14 protein-coding genes are annotated in these 13726 nt (G+C 62.9%); 8 read left to right on the top strand and 6 right to left on the bottom strand.

Going from position 1 to position 13726, the window contains the following annotated elements; translation table 11 throughout:
- Positions 1 to 46: 46 nt before the first annotated feature.
- On the bottom strand, positions 47 to 838 hold the full coding sequence (locus ACFY9W_RS06095) for a dienelactone hydrolase family protein (protein WP_391127132.1): 792 nt from the start codon (positions 836 to 838) through the stop codon (positions 47 to 49).
- A gap of 129 nt (positions 839 to 967) precedes the next feature.
- On the opposite strand from ACFY9W_RS06095, the gene ACFY9W_RS06090 reads away from it, so the two are divergent.
- From ACFY9W_RS06090 to ACFY9W_RS06075, 4 genes are all read left to right on the top strand, one after another.
- Positions 968 to 1573, top strand: a complete 606-nt coding sequence (locus tag ACFY9W_RS06090; protein WP_391127129.1) for an outer membrane beta-barrel protein — start codon at positions 968 to 970, stop codon at positions 1571 to 1573.
- Positions 1574 to 1722: 149 nt separating this feature from the next.
- Positions 1723 to 2400 carry a response regulator gene (locus ACFY9W_RS06085; protein WP_391127126.1) on the top strand — a complete coding sequence of 226 codons (678 nt, stop codon included), beginning with the start codon at positions 1723 to 1725 and terminating at the stop codon, positions 2398 to 2400.
- A complete protein-coding gene (locus ACFY9W_RS06080; protein ID WP_391127124.1) occupies positions 2397 to 3743 on the top strand; it encodes an ATP-binding protein in 1347 nt (448 codons plus the stop codon). The genes ACFY9W_RS06085 and ACFY9W_RS06080 overlap by 4 nt, the downstream gene beginning before the upstream one ends.
- A gap of 412 nt (positions 3744 to 4155) precedes the next feature.
- On the top strand, positions 4156 to 5478 hold the full coding sequence (locus tag ACFY9W_RS06075; RefSeq protein WP_391127121.1) for a C4-dicarboxylate transporter DctA: 1323 nt from the start codon (positions 4156 to 4158) through the stop codon (positions 5476 to 5478).
- 173 nt (positions 5479 to 5651) lie between these two features.
- Here ACFY9W_RS06075 and tsaA read toward each other — a convergent pair whose 3' ends face one another.
- The 4 genes from tsaA to ACFY9W_RS06055 form a co-directional block, all read right to left on the bottom strand.
- Positions 5652 to 6344 carry a tRNA (N6-threonylcarbamoyladenosine(37)-N6)-methyltransferase TrmO gene (gene tsaA, locus ACFY9W_RS06070; protein ID WP_391127118.1) on the bottom strand — a complete coding sequence of 231 codons (693 nt, stop codon included), beginning with the start codon at positions 6342 to 6344 and terminating at the stop codon, positions 5652 to 5654.
- Positions 6345 to 6350: 6 nt separating this feature from the next.
- Entirely contained in the window at positions 6351 to 6812 is a 462-nt protein-coding gene (locus ACFY9W_RS06065; RefSeq protein ID WP_391127115.1) for a DUF1456 family protein, read from the bottom strand.
- A gap of 47 nt (positions 6813 to 6859) precedes the next feature.
- Positions 6860 to 7570 (bottom strand): S4 domain-containing protein, encoded by a 711-nt coding sequence (locus ACFY9W_RS06060; protein WP_391127112.1) that lies wholly within the window; start codon positions 7568 to 7570, stop codon positions 6860 to 6862.
- Between the two features lie 77 nt (positions 7571 to 7647).
- A complete protein-coding gene (locus ACFY9W_RS06055; RefSeq protein ID WP_391127109.1) occupies positions 7648 to 8100 on the bottom strand; it encodes a GNAT family N-acetyltransferase in 453 nt (150 codons plus the stop codon).
- Positions 8101 to 8298: 198 nt separating this feature from the next.
- Between ACFY9W_RS06055 and ACFY9W_RS06050 the strand changes: the two genes are divergently transcribed.
- Genes ACFY9W_RS06050 through ACFY9W_RS06035 form a run of 4 tightly spaced genes read left to right on the top strand, consistent with a single transcriptional unit; the run spans position 8299 to position 12266 of the window.
- Positions 8299 to 8949 carry a hypothetical protein gene (locus ACFY9W_RS06050; RefSeq protein ID WP_391127106.1) on the top strand — a complete coding sequence of 217 codons (651 nt, stop codon included), beginning with the start codon at positions 8299 to 8301 and terminating at the stop codon, positions 8947 to 8949.
- Positions 8950 to 9006: 57 nt separating this feature from the next.
- On the top strand, positions 9007 to 9801 hold the full coding sequence (locus ACFY9W_RS06045; RefSeq protein WP_391127103.1) for a DUF6502 family protein: 795 nt from the start codon (positions 9007 to 9009) through the stop codon (positions 9799 to 9801).
- Positions 9798 to 11462, top strand: coding sequence for a DUF5666 domain-containing protein (locus ACFY9W_RS06040; protein WP_391127100.1), 1665 nt, complete (start codon positions 9798 to 9800; stop codon positions 11460 to 11462). Before ACFY9W_RS06045 ends, ACFY9W_RS06040 begins: the two co-directional genes overlap by 4 nt.
- A 54-nt stretch (positions 11463 to 11516) precedes the next feature.
- Positions 11517 to 12266: a hypothetical protein gene (locus tag ACFY9W_RS06035; protein WP_391127097.1), complete on the top strand. Its 750-nt coding sequence runs from the start codon at positions 11517 to 11519 to the stop codon at positions 12264 to 12266.
- Positions 12267 to 12323: 57 nt separating this feature from the next.
- Here the strand turns inward: ACFY9W_RS06035 and rimO are convergent, their stop codons facing one another.
- Positions 12324 to 13655 (bottom strand): 30S ribosomal protein S12 methylthiotransferase RimO, encoded by a 1332-nt coding sequence (gene rimO, locus ACFY9W_RS06030; protein WP_391127094.1) that lies wholly within the window; start codon positions 13653 to 13655, stop codon positions 12324 to 12326.
- Positions 13656 to 13726 lie beyond the last annotated feature (71 nt).

The raw sequence follows: 13726 nt of genomic DNA, 5'->3' as shown, positions 1-13726 counted from the left end.
GGAGCTGGCTTGCCTGCGATGGGCCGCAAAGCGGCCCCGACGATCTCTATTTGAACACCTTCTTGAAAAACGCCTGCATGTCCGCCCAGGAGCTTTCATCCGCTGCCTTGTTATAGCCAATGTCCGGCCCACCATGCTCGCCATGGCTCAAGCGGTCAGCATCCGGGTTGGTAAACCCATGCTTGGCCCCCTCGATACTGACGAACTCGTAGTTGACCTTGGCCGCGTCCATTTCCGCCTTGAACGCCTCCACCTGCTGTTGGGTGACCATGCTGTCCGCCGCGCCATGCTCGACCAGGATATCGGCCCGTACCACGCCAGGTTTTGCCGGTGTCTGGGTAGCCAAGGCGCCATGAAAGCTCACCACACCGTCCAGTTTCTCGCCCCGGCGTGCGGCATCGAGCACCACCTTGCCGCCGAAACAGTAACCGACAGCGCCCAGTTGATGCTTGTTGGTATTCGGTTGCAGCTTCAGAAGTTCAAGGCCGGCGTCGAAGCGTGCTGCCGCCTTTGCCGGGTCCTTCATTGCAGCGGCCATGAACGCCTGGGCGTCCTGCGGGTGTTCGGTGTGCTTGCCGTCGCCATACATGTCGATGGCCAGCGCGTTGTAGCCCAGTGCCGCCAGGTCGCGGGCACGACGCTTGGCGTAGTCGTTCAGCCCCCACCATTCATGCACCACGACAATGCCGGGGCGCTTGCCCTCGACGGCGTCGTCGTAGGCGTAATAGCCCACCAGGCGATTGCCGTCGGCGTCCTGGTAGGGGATTTCACGGGTTTGTACCGCCGCTTGGGCGAGGGCGGCGCTGCACATCAGGGTCAGGGCCAGCAGGGCACGCATGTTTACTACTCCTTGTCTTGCAGACGGTTCGTTCAGCCGAGGTTCAGCCAGGGTTCAGTCGCGGTTCAGGGTGCCCTGCTTACTCTAGCTTCCAGACCGAAACAGCGCACCCAACTGGAGTACCCAGCCATGAAAACCTTCAACACCCTGCTTGCCGCCATGGCCGTCTGTGCCGCTGGCATCACCACTGCCCAGGCCGCTGATGACAACTTTGCCAGCCTGACCTACGGCCAGACCAGCGACAAGGTTCGCAAGTCGGGCCTGCTGCAGCGCAATACCGACAACCTCAACGCTGATGGCATCATCGGCAAGGACGACACCTGGGGCGTGCGCCTGGGCAAGATCAATGACCAGGGCCGCTACTACATGACCTACGACAACGTCTCGGGCGACCACAGCGGCCTCAAGCTGCGCCAGGAAAACCTGCTGGGCAGCTATGACCTGTTCCTGCCGGTGGGGGACACTACCAAGCTGTTTGGCGGTGGCAGCCTGGGCGTGACCAAGCTCACCCAGGACTCGCCAGGTGCCAGCCGTGACACCGACTACGGTTACGCCTACGGCCTGCAGGCCGGTGTGATCCAGGACATCACCGACAAGGCGTCGGTCGAACTGGGCTACCGTTACCTGCGTACCAACGCCGCGACCGAAGTGGGTGAGCGAGGTGGGCCGAAGGACGGCACCCTGCGCCTGACCAGCAGCGCGCAGACTTACCTGGCAGCCAGCTACAAGTTCTGACGGGCGAGCCGGGTTATCCTGTACCGGCCTCTTCGCGGGCACGCCCGCTCCCACAGGTACCGCACCAGTCTCATAAACTGTGCGATTCCTGTGGGAGCGGGCGTGCCCGCGAAAGGGCCGGTACAGGCAATACACATAAGGAGCTGCACATGAAACTGCTGGTGGTCGAGGACGAAGCCCTGCTTCGCCATCACCTCTACACCCGTCTGGGCGAAAGCGGCCATGTGGTCGAGGCCGTTGCCGACGCCGAAGAGGCCTTGTACCAGGCCGGGCAATACCACTTCGATCTGGCCATCATCGACCTGGGGCTGCCCGGCATCAGTGGCCTGGAGCTGATCACGCGCCTGCGCAGCCAGGACAAGACCTTCCCCATCCTCATCCTCACCGCCCGTGGCAACTGGCAGGACAAAGTCGAAGGCCTGGCCGCCGGCGCCGACGATTACCTGGTCAAGCCGTTCCAGTTCGAAGAGCTGGAAGCGCGCCTGAATGCCTTGTTACGCCGCTCCAGCGGCTTCACCCAGTCGACCATCGCCGCGGGCCCCTTGGTGCTCGACCTCAACCGCAAGCAGGCCACCTTCGACGAACAGCCCCTGGCGCTGACCGCCTACGAATACCGCATTCTCGAATACCTCATGCGCCATCATCAGCAGGTGGTGGCCAAGGACCGCCTGATGGAGCAGTTGTATCCCGGGGACGAGGAACGCGACCCCAATGTCATCGAAGTGCTGGTAGGCCGCCTGCGCCGCAAGCTTGAGGGCGAAAACGGCTTCAAACCCATCGACACCGTGCGCGGCCTGGGTTACCTGTTCACCGAGCGCTGCCGATGATCCGCTCGCTGCGGGTGCGCCTGATGCTGGCCGCCGCCGTGCTGGCGCTGTTGTTCATGCTGGCGCTGCTGCCAGCCTTGCAGAAGGCCTTCAGCCTGGCCTTGCAGGAGTCGATCGAGCAACGCCTGGCTTCGGATGTGACCACGCTGATTTCCGCTGCACGCATCGAGCATGGCCAGCTGCAGATGCCGACGCTGCTGCCGGACGAGCGTTACAACCTGCCGTACACCGGCCTGCTCGGCTACATCTTCGACCGCGACGGCAACCTGGTCTGGCAGTCGCGCGCCACCGCCGACCGGCACATCAACTATCGCCCACGCTACGACGGGCGCGGCAATGAATTTGCCCGTATTCATCAGGCCGATGGCGAAGAGTTCTTCGTCTACGACGTCGAGATCAAGTTGTTGGGTGGCCAGAGCGCCGCCTACAGCATTGTCGCCCTGCAGCCGGTGAGCGAATACAAGGCCACCCTCAATGGCCTGCGGGAAAAACTCTACCTTGGCTTCGGTGCGGCCTTGCTGGCGCTGATGGCGCTGCTTTGGGCAGGCCTGACCTGGGGGCTGCGCTCGTTGCGCCGGCTCAGTCACGAGCTGGATGAGGTGGAGTCGGGGGCGCGCGATGGCTTGAGCGGCGAGCACCCTCGTGAGCTGCTGCGCCTTACCCGCTCGCTCAACCGCCTGTTGCGCAGTGAACGTGAGCAGCGCACACGCTACCGGGATTCGCTGGATGACCTGGCGCACAGCCTGAAAACGCCGTTGGCCGTGTTGCAAGGCGTGGGCGAGAGCCTGCAGCAGCGTAGCGGCGAGCGCGAGCAGGCACGGGTGCTGCAAAGCCAGATCGAGCGCATGAGCCAGCAGATCGACTACCAGTTGCAACGCGCCAGCCTGCGCAAGAGTGGCCTGGTGCGTCACAGCGTGAGGTTGCGGCCGTTGCTCGACAGCCTGTGCAGCACCTTGGCCAAGGTTTACCGAGACAAGCGGGTGAACGTGGCGCTGGCGTTGCCCGATGCGGCGCAGGTGCCGATGGAGCAGGGCGCATTGCTGGAGATGCTGGGCAACTTGCTGGAGAACGCCTACCGCTTGAGCCTGGGGGAGGTGCGGGTGAGCCTGGAGCACGCACCCGGGCAGATCACCTTGTGTATCGAGGACGATGGGCCGGGGGTGCCGGCCGATCAGCGTGAGCGCATTCTGGAGCGTGGCGAGCGGCTGGACAGCCAGCACCCGGGGCAGGGCATCGGGTTGGCGGTGGTCAAGGACATCGTCGACAGCTATGACGCCGTGCTGAGCCTGGGGGATTCGCCTTTGGGTGGGGCGGCGTTCAGGATCACCTTCAATCTGGAGTGACTCCTTTACCTGTACTGGCCTCTTCGCGGGCTTGCCCGCTCCCACAGGTATTGCACAGGGTCTGAATGCAGCAAGGTCCCTGTGGGAGCGGGCAAGCCCGCGAAATGGCCGGCACAGGCAAACCACAAAGGGCGGATTCCCGCCAACACCCCTGTACAAATCCCGCCAACGGGCGGAAATCCGCCAGCCTTCCTCAGGCAAATCGCCCCGTCGTTGGGCATTTATCCCTAGCAAACACGGCCTTTGCACCCTTCATGGGCATTTTGGCACCACCCTTGCTATTGATCCTGTCAGAGGCCTGCCCAGGCAGCTCGAACACAACGACAAATCCCTCCAGGTGCAGGAGGGTTAGCGATTCAGGTGCCCCATCACCCTGGGAAGGGTGAACCGGCACACTTGAGGAAAATGAGCCATGACGACACGTCAGCCGCTGTACAAATCCCTGTATGTCCAGGTGATCGTTGCCATCACCATCGGCATTCTGCTCGGCCACTTCTACCCGGAAACGGGCGTCGCCCTCAAACCCTTGGGTGACGGCTTCGTCAAACTGATCAAGATGGTCATCGCCCCGATCATCTTCTGTACCGTGGTCAGCGGCATCGCCGGCATGCAGAGCATGAAGTCGGTCGGCAAGACCGGCGGCTACGCGCTGCTGTACTTTGAAATCGTCTCCACCATCGCCCTGATCATCGGCCTTGTCGTCGTCAACGTGGTCAAGCCAGGCGCTGGCATGCACATCGACGTCAGCACCCTGAACGCCAGCAGCGTGGCTGCCTACGCCGCCGCCGGCGCGCAGCAGACCACCGTCGGCTTCCTGCTCAACGTCATCCCCAACACCGTGGTTGGCGCCTTCGCCAACGGCGACATCCTGCAAGTACTGATGTTCTCCGTACTGTTCGGCTTCGCCCTGCACCGCCTGGGCAGCTACGGCAAGCCGGTGCTGGACCTGATCGACCGCTTTGCCCATGTGATGTTCAACATCATCAACATGATCATGAAGCTGGCCCCGATCGGTGCTTTCGGCGCAATGGCCTTCACCATCGGCCAGTACGGCGTGGGTTCCCTGGTGCAGTTGGGCTACCTGATGGCCTGCTTCTACATCACCTGCCTGCTGTTCGTGCTGGTGGTACTGGGTGGTATCTGCCGCGCCCACGGCTTCAGCGTCATCAAGCTGATCCGCTACATCCGTGAAGAACTGCTGATCGTGCTGGGTACCTCTTCGTCGGAATCGGCGCTGCCACGCATGCTGGCCAAGATGGAGCGCCTGGGTGCCAAGAAGTCGGTGGTTGGCCTGGTCATCCCGACTGGTTACTCGTTCAACCTGGACGGCACCTCGATCTACCTGACCATGGCTGCGGTGTTCATCGCCCAGGCCACCGACACCACCATGGACATCACTCACCAGATCACCCTGCTGCTGGTGCTGCTGGTGGCGTCCAAAGGTGCTGCCGGCGTGACCGGTTCGGGCTTCATCGTACTGGCCGCTACCCTGTCGGCCGTTGGCCACCTGCCGGTTGCCGGCCTGGCGCTGATCCTCGGCATCGACCGCTTCATGTCCGAAGCCCGTGCGCTGACCAACCTGGTAGGTAACGCCGTTGCCACCGTGGTCGTGGCCAAGTGGGTCAAGGAAATGGACAACGACAAGCTGGCCTCGGAGCTCGCCTCCGGTGGTGCACCGCTGGCCGATACCCGTCCTGTCGATGACCTGGGCGTGGCCGAAGGCCCTGCTCGTTGATCGCACTGCTGTAAAACAAAAAAGGCGACCTTAGGGTCGCCTTTTTTGTGGATGTGTTTTCAGGCCCGGCCCTATCGCCGGCAAGCCAGCTCCCACAGGGATCCCACAATGCTCAGACCTGTGGTGATCCTGTGGGAGCTGGCTTGCCGGCGATAGGGCCAGGCCTGCGATCCTTAATCTTTCACTACCTCCAACACCCGGATCACCTCCGGCTGAGGGTAATGCCAGCGCACCTGGACATCCCAGAACTTTACCCCGTACACGCGCTCCGGGGGCGGCAGCTGGTAGGCGGGCCGAGGGTCTTGCGCCAGGCATTGCTCGATCAGTTCCACCAGTGGCTCGCCCAGCCGCAATGCATGCTCGCGGGCCTGGGGCAGGGCGTTGTCGCCCCATTCCACGGCAATCGCGGCGGGCGCTGCGCTGGCCATCTGGTTGCTGGCGCCGGCAATGCTGTCGGCGTAGGGCACATAGGGCTTGATATCGAGTACCGGGGTACCGTCCAGCAGGTCGATCCCTGACAGCAGCAGGCGCCCAGGCTCCACACCCTCCAGGCGCACCACCGACTGGCCGATGCCGTTGGGCCTATGGGTGGCGCGGGTGGCGAAGACCCCCATGCTCTTGTTACCACCCAGGCGTGGTGGCCGTACCTTCAGGCGCGGTTTGTCTTCCAGGGCCTGGTGGAACAGGAACAGCAGCCACACATGACTGACCTGCTCAAGGCCTTCAACCGCATCACCCTGGTCGAACGGCGGCAGTAGCTCCAGCACACCGCGCGCTGCGGGCGCCAGCTGGGGCTGGCGCGGGATGGCGAATTTTTCCTTGAAGCAGGAGCGGACGATACCGACCGGGGCAACCGTATGCTGCATGGCCACTCAGGCGCGCACGCGCTGGGTCAGGCCCTTGAGGAAGTTGCGCAGCAGCTGGTCGCCGCACGGCCGGTAGTTGTCATGGCCGGCCTTGCGGAACAGCGCACTGAGTTCGGGCTTGCTGACCGGGAAGTTGACCGACTTCAGGATTGCGTGCAGGTCCTCTTCCTTGAGTTCGAAGGCAACCCGCAGTTTCTTGAGGACAAGGTTGTTGGTCACTGGCAGCTCGATCGGTTGCGGTGGGCGGCTGTCGTCCTTGCCGCGGCGGTAGATCACCAGCCCGTCCAGGAAATGCGCCATTACCCGTTCAGGGCAGCGCACAAAGCCTTCCTCTTCTTCCTTCTTCAGGTAGGTGGCCAGCACCAGGGGATGCACTTCGAGGCCGGAAAGCCCGATGATCTCGGCCATCTTGGCGTCGTTCACCTTGAGCATGTAGCGCAGGCTGCGCAGGACATCGTTGTGGTTCATTGCTGCAGAATCCTGTTCAGGTGCCACGCGTGTGCGTGGCGTATTGCTTAGAAACGTTCGGTTGTAGCCAGGTAGCGCCATTGGCCCAGCGGCAGCTTGCCCATCGATACGCCACCCAGGCGGATGCGGCGCATGCTGACCAGTTCCAGGCGCAGGTAGGCGCACAGCTCGGCAATTTGCCCGGGTTGCGGGTTTTTCAGCACCATGCGCAGGTGGGTCTCGTTTTGCCAGCTGGCTTTGGTTCTGGGCAGTTCGCGATCATTGCGCGTAGCCCCGCGCGCCAGGCGTTCCAGCGCCTGGGGCGTGGTTTCGCCGCGCACTTCGACGATGAACTCCTGCTCCAGGCGGCGCAGGTCGGCGTTGATCTTGCGCGTTACCCGCCAGTCCTGGGTGAATACCTGCAGGCCGGTGGCGCCGCGCTCCAGCGGCGCCACGCAGTCCTGCCGGGCAAAGTGCCCGTGCAGGGCGCGCACGCCTTCGCGGTGAGCCTCGCTGAGGCTGCCCATGTTCATGCTGGCGCGGGCGGTTTCACTGTCGATACCGGCTGGCTGGTTCATCAGCAGGGTCACCGGCTCCAGCGCTTCGGCGCGGGCGCCCGGCAGCAGTTCGACGCGCTGCTGGTCGACTTTGAACTGCGGCTGCTCGACGACCACGCCATCGACGGTTACCCAGCCGCCTTCGATATACAACTCGGCCTCGCGGCGGGAGCAACCCAACTGCTCGATAAGGCGTTTGGACAGGCGGACGGGTTCGGACATGACGGCAATTCGCAAAGGCAGGGAAAGGCCAGCATTGTACCTGCCTGAGCGGTGGAGGGGCTGGGAATCTGTGTCATTTACGCCGTTTTGCGCAGGTGCATGTGCAGCAGCGGGTAGGGCTGGCCCAGGCCGTCGGTTTCCGAGCGGCCAACCACCTCGAAGCCTTCATGCAGGTAGAAGCCCAACGCTTGCGGGTTCTGTTCGTTGACGTCCAGGCGTTCGGCGTTCAGTTCGTCTATCGCATAGTGCAGCAGGCGCTTGCCAACCCCTTGGCCACGGTAGGCTGGCGCGACGAACAGCATGTCGACGCGCCCGTTAGCGACCCCGGCAAAACCACAGATGCGTTGCCTGTCTTTGCAGCAGACCAGCATCACCGCGTCGAGGTAGCGCCGCAGCACGTGTTCGCGCAGCAGCAGGATGTAGCCCTCCGGCAGGAACAGATGGGTGGCGCGTACAGAGTCCTCCCACACCTGTACCAGCTCGTTGTAGTCGCTAAAGCGCGGAGTTTGCAACGTCAGTAGCGCGGGCATGCCGGTGGTCCTCCATGGCGATGGGGAAAACATAGCAGGCCAACCACCGGTCGGCTTGTGCGTGCTGCACTTGAAGGGCGGGGCGCTGAGGTCTATTAATTAAGCGTGGGAAAAAATCCCACGCATAGAAAAGATAAAACTCACAACAAGATTAATGACTGATTTTGCGTTCTCGTGGCGACGACCTGGAGACGGACTATGCAAATCCACCTGCTGTTCAAGAAGGCCTTGCTGGCGGTTGCCGTGGCTGGCGTGCTGTCAGCGTCCATTGTTTTGATCCCTGACTCGATTTCCCAAGGCTCCAGCGCCTATGCCAAGGATGGCGGTGGTGGTGGTCATGGCGGCGGTGGCGGCGGCGGCGGTGGTCATGGCGGTGGCGGCGGAAGCGGCGGCGGTGGTGGCCATGGCGGTGGCGGCGGAAGCGGCGGCGGTGGTGGCCATGGCGGTGGCGGCGGAAGTGGCGGCGGCGGTGGCCATGGCGGTGGCGGCGGAAGTGGCGGAAGCGGTGGCCACGGCAGTGGCGGCGACGGTGGCGGCCATGCCGGCAACAGTGGCAGCGGCCACGACGGTAGTTCAAACGCTGGACGCAGCGGCAACCATGCTGAAGCGGGTGATGATCATGGCAATCACGTGGGTGGTGAGCCCGGTGACGATCACGGCAATCACGTTGGCGGTGAGCCCGGTGACGATCATGGCAACCATGTTGGCGGTGAGCCCGGGGATGATCATGGCAATCATGTCGGCGGCGAGCCTGGCGATGATCACGGCAATCACGTGGGTGGTGAACCTGGTGACGATCGCGGCAACCATGTGGGTGGCGAACCGGGTGATGACAACAGCAGGAGCTGACAGGCGTTGATCAGCCCGACTTTACCCCCTTCGATGTTAAGCGCACTGCGGCGTGTCATGCGCCCGCTGGTGCGCTTGATGTTGCGCAAAGGGGTGACCTACACCCTGTTCGCCGACCTGCTCAAGGAAGTCTTCGTCGACGTGGCCGACCGCGAGTTTCGCCTGGACGACACCCCACCCAGCGACAGCCGCATCAGCCTGCTCACAGGTGTGCATCGCAAGGATGTCCGGCGGCTGCGCAGCGAAGGGGGCATGGCACACGAGGCCTTGCCGGCGAACATCACCCTGGGCGCACAGTTGGTCAATGCATGGACCTCCAGCCCGCCGTTCTGCTCGGCACCTGGCCAGGCGCTGGCTTTGCCACGTTTGGCGAGTGTGGGTGGCGACTGTTCATTCGATGCCCTGGTGGCCACGGTCAGCACCGATATCCGCGGCCGGGTGGTGCTGGATGAGTGGTTGCGCCTTGGCATCGTCCGGCTCGATGAGCAGGATTGCGTGCACCTGGAGGCGCAGGCATTCGTGCCGCAAAAAGGCTTTGATGAAAAAGCCGCGTACTTTGGCCACAACCTGCATGACCATGCTTGCGCAGCGGTACACAACCTCAGCGGCGAAGGCCTGCCGTTCTTTGAGCGCAGCACACACTACGATGCCCTGAGCCCGGCCAGCGTCGAGCAATTGCGTGACGTGGTTGCCAAGGACGGCATGCAGGCGCTGCTGGCCTTCAGCCGGCTAGCAGCAGATCTGGAAAGCGTTGATGAGCCCGGCATCGAGCAACGTCAACGCATCACTGTGGGGCTTTATTTCTACACTGAAGCTACCGATCCCGATTTGTCGAAGACACCCGGCCCATGACTCCGCTTGCGCGCTGCTTCAGTGTCGTCACGTTCGCCCTGGTTTTCGGGTTGAACCTGGTGATGCCTGCCGAGGTAGCCGCAGCGCCGGTTTGTGTCAGCCGTGAGGAAGTGGGTATGGCCGGCGCCGCCGGCCTGCAGTTTCCGGGCGGTACGGGTGGTACCGGCGCGCGCAGTGACAACGGTGGTGTCGGCGGCACTGGCGCACCGCTCCCGCAACGCCCCGGCGGCACAGGCGGTACTGGCGCGGTGGCCGATGGTGTGGACGGTACCTACTTCGATCACGGCAGCGGCGGGGTAGGCGGTACCGGTGCACCGATCCTGCGCCCGGGCGGTACCGGTGGTACCGGCATCGTCGGCACCATTACCGGGTTCGCCTCGATCTGCGTCAATGGCATGGAAGTGCATTACGGCAAGGACGTACCGGTGAGTGAAAACGGCGCACCCGCCAGCAGTGCTCACCTGGCGATCGGGCAGGTTGTGGCGGTGGAGGCCGTTGCCACCCAGCGCGGCCTGCAGGCAGGGCGCATCTCGATCCTGAACGTCTTCGAAGGGCCACTGACGGCACTCCCCAACGCTTCGGCCCCGTTGCGGGTCATGGGCCAACCTGTGCGGCTTGCTGCTGGCGCACGGGTGGCTGAAGGCCTGCGCCCAGGCGAGCCGGTCAGGGTCAGTGGCCTGCGCGATGCCAAGGGCGAAGTGGTGGCGACTCGCATCGAGCGGGCACCGGGCCTGCGAGAAGCCAGTGCAATTGGTGCAATCGATCGCCCTGGTAGCCTGCAAGGGCTGCAATTGGGTACCCGCGTAGCCCCCGCACGGGAAGTGCTGGTGCGTGGCCAGTGGACCGGGCGCCAGCTGGAAGTGGCGCAAACCCGTCCAGACCCGAGCCTGCCGTTTGCTGGCCGTGTGCAGCAGACCGTGGTTGAAGGGCTGGTGCAGCGTGCGCAGGCTCGGCAACTGGTGGTGGCAGGCATCAATGTGACGCTGGGGCAGGGCACTGTCATCGTTGGCAAGCCGTTGCTGGATCAGCGTGTTCGGGTCAGTGGCGTGCTCAGTGGTACGCACGAGCTGCGGGCAACCCGCGTGGAATTCCAGGATGACCGTGTCGATAACCCGGACAAAGGCCATTCGGGGCATGGCAGCGAGCACGACAGCGGCGGCTCCGGTGGGTCCAGCAGCAGTGGTGATGACACTGGCGAGTCGAACCGTGTTCGTAACGAAGGCAGTGACGATCACAGTGGGCGCAGCGCTATCGAAGACACCAGTGGGCATGGCGATGCTGCAAGCGTGGACAAGTCTGGCAAGTCAGAACATGTGGAAACTGTGGAGCAGCCGGAAAGCAGCAACAGCGGCAGGTCTGATCGGGTAGAAAGGGTTGAAGTCGAGAAGGTAGAAAAAGCCGAGAAGGTTGAGAAGGTTGAGAAGGTTGAGAAGGTTGAAAAAGTAGAGAAGGTCGAGAAGGTGGAAAAGCCTGAAAAGGTGGAGAAGGTGGAGAAAGCTGAAAGAGTCGAGAAGGTCGAAAAACCTGAAAAAGTAGAGAAAGTCGAAAAGGTTGAGAAGGTCGAAAAGCCTGAAAAGGTCGAGAAAGTTGAAAAAGTCGAGAAGCCGGAAAAGGTAGAGACCGCCGAAAAAGTAGAGCATCCAGAGCGATCAGGGCGTTAGGCAACTAGGCTGGGTTAGTCCGACCACACTTCCCGACAGGATACTGAGGTGCCGATGAGACCCACCCTTCCGCTGCTGGCCTGTCTGCTGTCATGTACCAGCGCGTCGGCCGGGGCCGACACCTTCAGCGCCGCCATCGGCATGGACTATTCAAGCGGCGACTATGGCACGGGCACCACTTCGGAAATCTGGTACGTCCCCGTGGTCGGCAAGTACGAAACAGGTCCGATGACCTACAAGGTCACCGTGCCCTGGTTACGCATCACCAACCCTGAAGTAGGCCCCAATGGCGACCCCTTGCCCGGCGGCTGCCGGCGTGTGGAGAGCGGGCTGGGTGACACGGTTGCCAGCGCCGGGTACGCCCTGCTCGATGGCAGTGACGGTGGCCTGATGCTCGACCTGATCGGCAAGGTCAAATTCCCCACCGCCGATGAAGACCAGTGCCTGGGTACCGGTGAGTATGACTACACCGCCCAGGTCGATATCACCAAAGGCTTTGGCCCGGTCACCGGTTTCGCGACACTGGGCTGGAAGAAGTTCGGTGACCCGCCCGACAGTGATTTTGACGACCCGGTATTTGTCAGCCTCGGTTTCGCAATACCCGTGGCTACGGGCACTTCGGCGGGCGCTTCCTACGACTGGCGGCAGAAAGTGGTCTCCACGGGGTCGCAGATCAAGGAACTTACCCTGTTCCTGACCCACAAGCTCAACCAGCAATGGAAAGTTCAACTCTACGCGGTCAAGGGCTTCTCGGATGCCAGCCCGGATGCCGAGGGCGGCCTGATGCTGTTTCACACGTTCTGACAAAAAAGCCCCTGCTCCGCAATGGCGGGGCAAGGGCTTTTCAGTGGTGCAGCCGTTTCAGACAGGCTCTGCCCACATGTCGTATTCGTCGGCATCCACCACGCGGCAACGTACTTTGTCGCCTGGCTTGAAGCCATGGTCGCCATCGATGAACACGCTGCCGTCGATTTCCGGGGCATCGAAGAAGCTGCGGCCAACCGAGCCTTGCTCCTCGACTTCATCGATCAGCACTTCGATTTCCTTGCCGATGCGCAGTTGCAGGCGGGCGGTGCTGATGGCCTGCTGGTGGGCCATGAAGCGGTCCCAGCGCTCCTGCTTGACGTCGTCCGGCACTTCTTCCAGGCCCAGGTCGTTGGCCGGCGCGCCTTCTACCGGCGAGTACTGGAAGCAGCCCACGCGGTCGAGCTGGGCTTCGGTAAGCCAGTCCAGCAGGTACTGGAAGTCTTCCTCGGTCTCGCCCGGGAAGCCGACGATGAAGGTGGAGCGGATCACCAGCTCAGGGCACTGCTCGCGCCAGTTCTTGATGCGCGCCAGGGTGCGGTCTTCGAAGGCAGGGCGCTTCATCGACTTGAGCACTTTCGGGCTGGCGTGCTGGAACGGGATGTCCAGGTACGGCAGGATCTTGCCAGCGGCCATCAGCGGGATCACGTCGTCGACGTTCGGGTAAGGGTACACGTAGTGCAGGCGTACCCAGGCGCCCAGGCTGCTCAGGGCCTCGCACAGCTCCAGCATGCGGGTCTTGACCGGGCGGCCGTTCCAGAAGTCGGTCTTGTACTTGACGTCGACGCCGTAGGCGCTGGTGTCCTGGGAAATCACCAGGATCTCCTTCACCCCGGCCTTGACCAGGCGCTCGGCTTCGCTCAGCACTTCACCCACCGGGCGGCTGACCAGCTTGCCGCGCATCGACGGGATGATGCAGAAACTGCAGCTGTGGTTGCAGCCTTCGGAAATTTTCAGGTACGCATAGTGACGCGGGGTCAGCTTGACGCCCTGTGGCGGCACCAGGTCGATCAGCGGGTTGTGGTCCTGGCGTGGCGGCACGACTTCGTGCACCGCGTTGACCACCTGCTCGTACTGCTGCGGGCCGGTGACCGACAGCACGCTCGGGTGCACGTCACGGATGCTGCCTTCTTCGACACCCATGCAGCCGGTAACGATGACCTTGCCGTTTTCCTTGATGGCTTCGCCGATCACTTCCAGCGACTCGGCCTTGGCGCTGTCGATGAAGCCGCAGGTGTTGACCACCACCACGTCGGCGTCCTCGTAGGTGGGCACGACTTCATAGCCTTCCATGCGCAGCTGGGTAAGGATGCGCTCGGAATCGACCAGGGCTTTTGGGCAACCCAGGCTTACGAAACCTACCTTGGGGGTGGCGGGCGTGGTGGACATGACTAACCTCGGTATTGAATGCAGGTCGCCCGGCCGGAATCGCGGGCGATCTTGACGGGCGCTTTATGGCG

Source organism: Pseudomonas sp. NPDC008258, assembly GCF_042956345.1.
GTDB lineage: Bacteria > Pseudomonadota > Gammaproteobacteria > Pseudomonadales > Pseudomonadaceae > Aquipseudomonas.
This window is presented reverse-complemented; position numbering and strand designations above follow the sequence as displayed.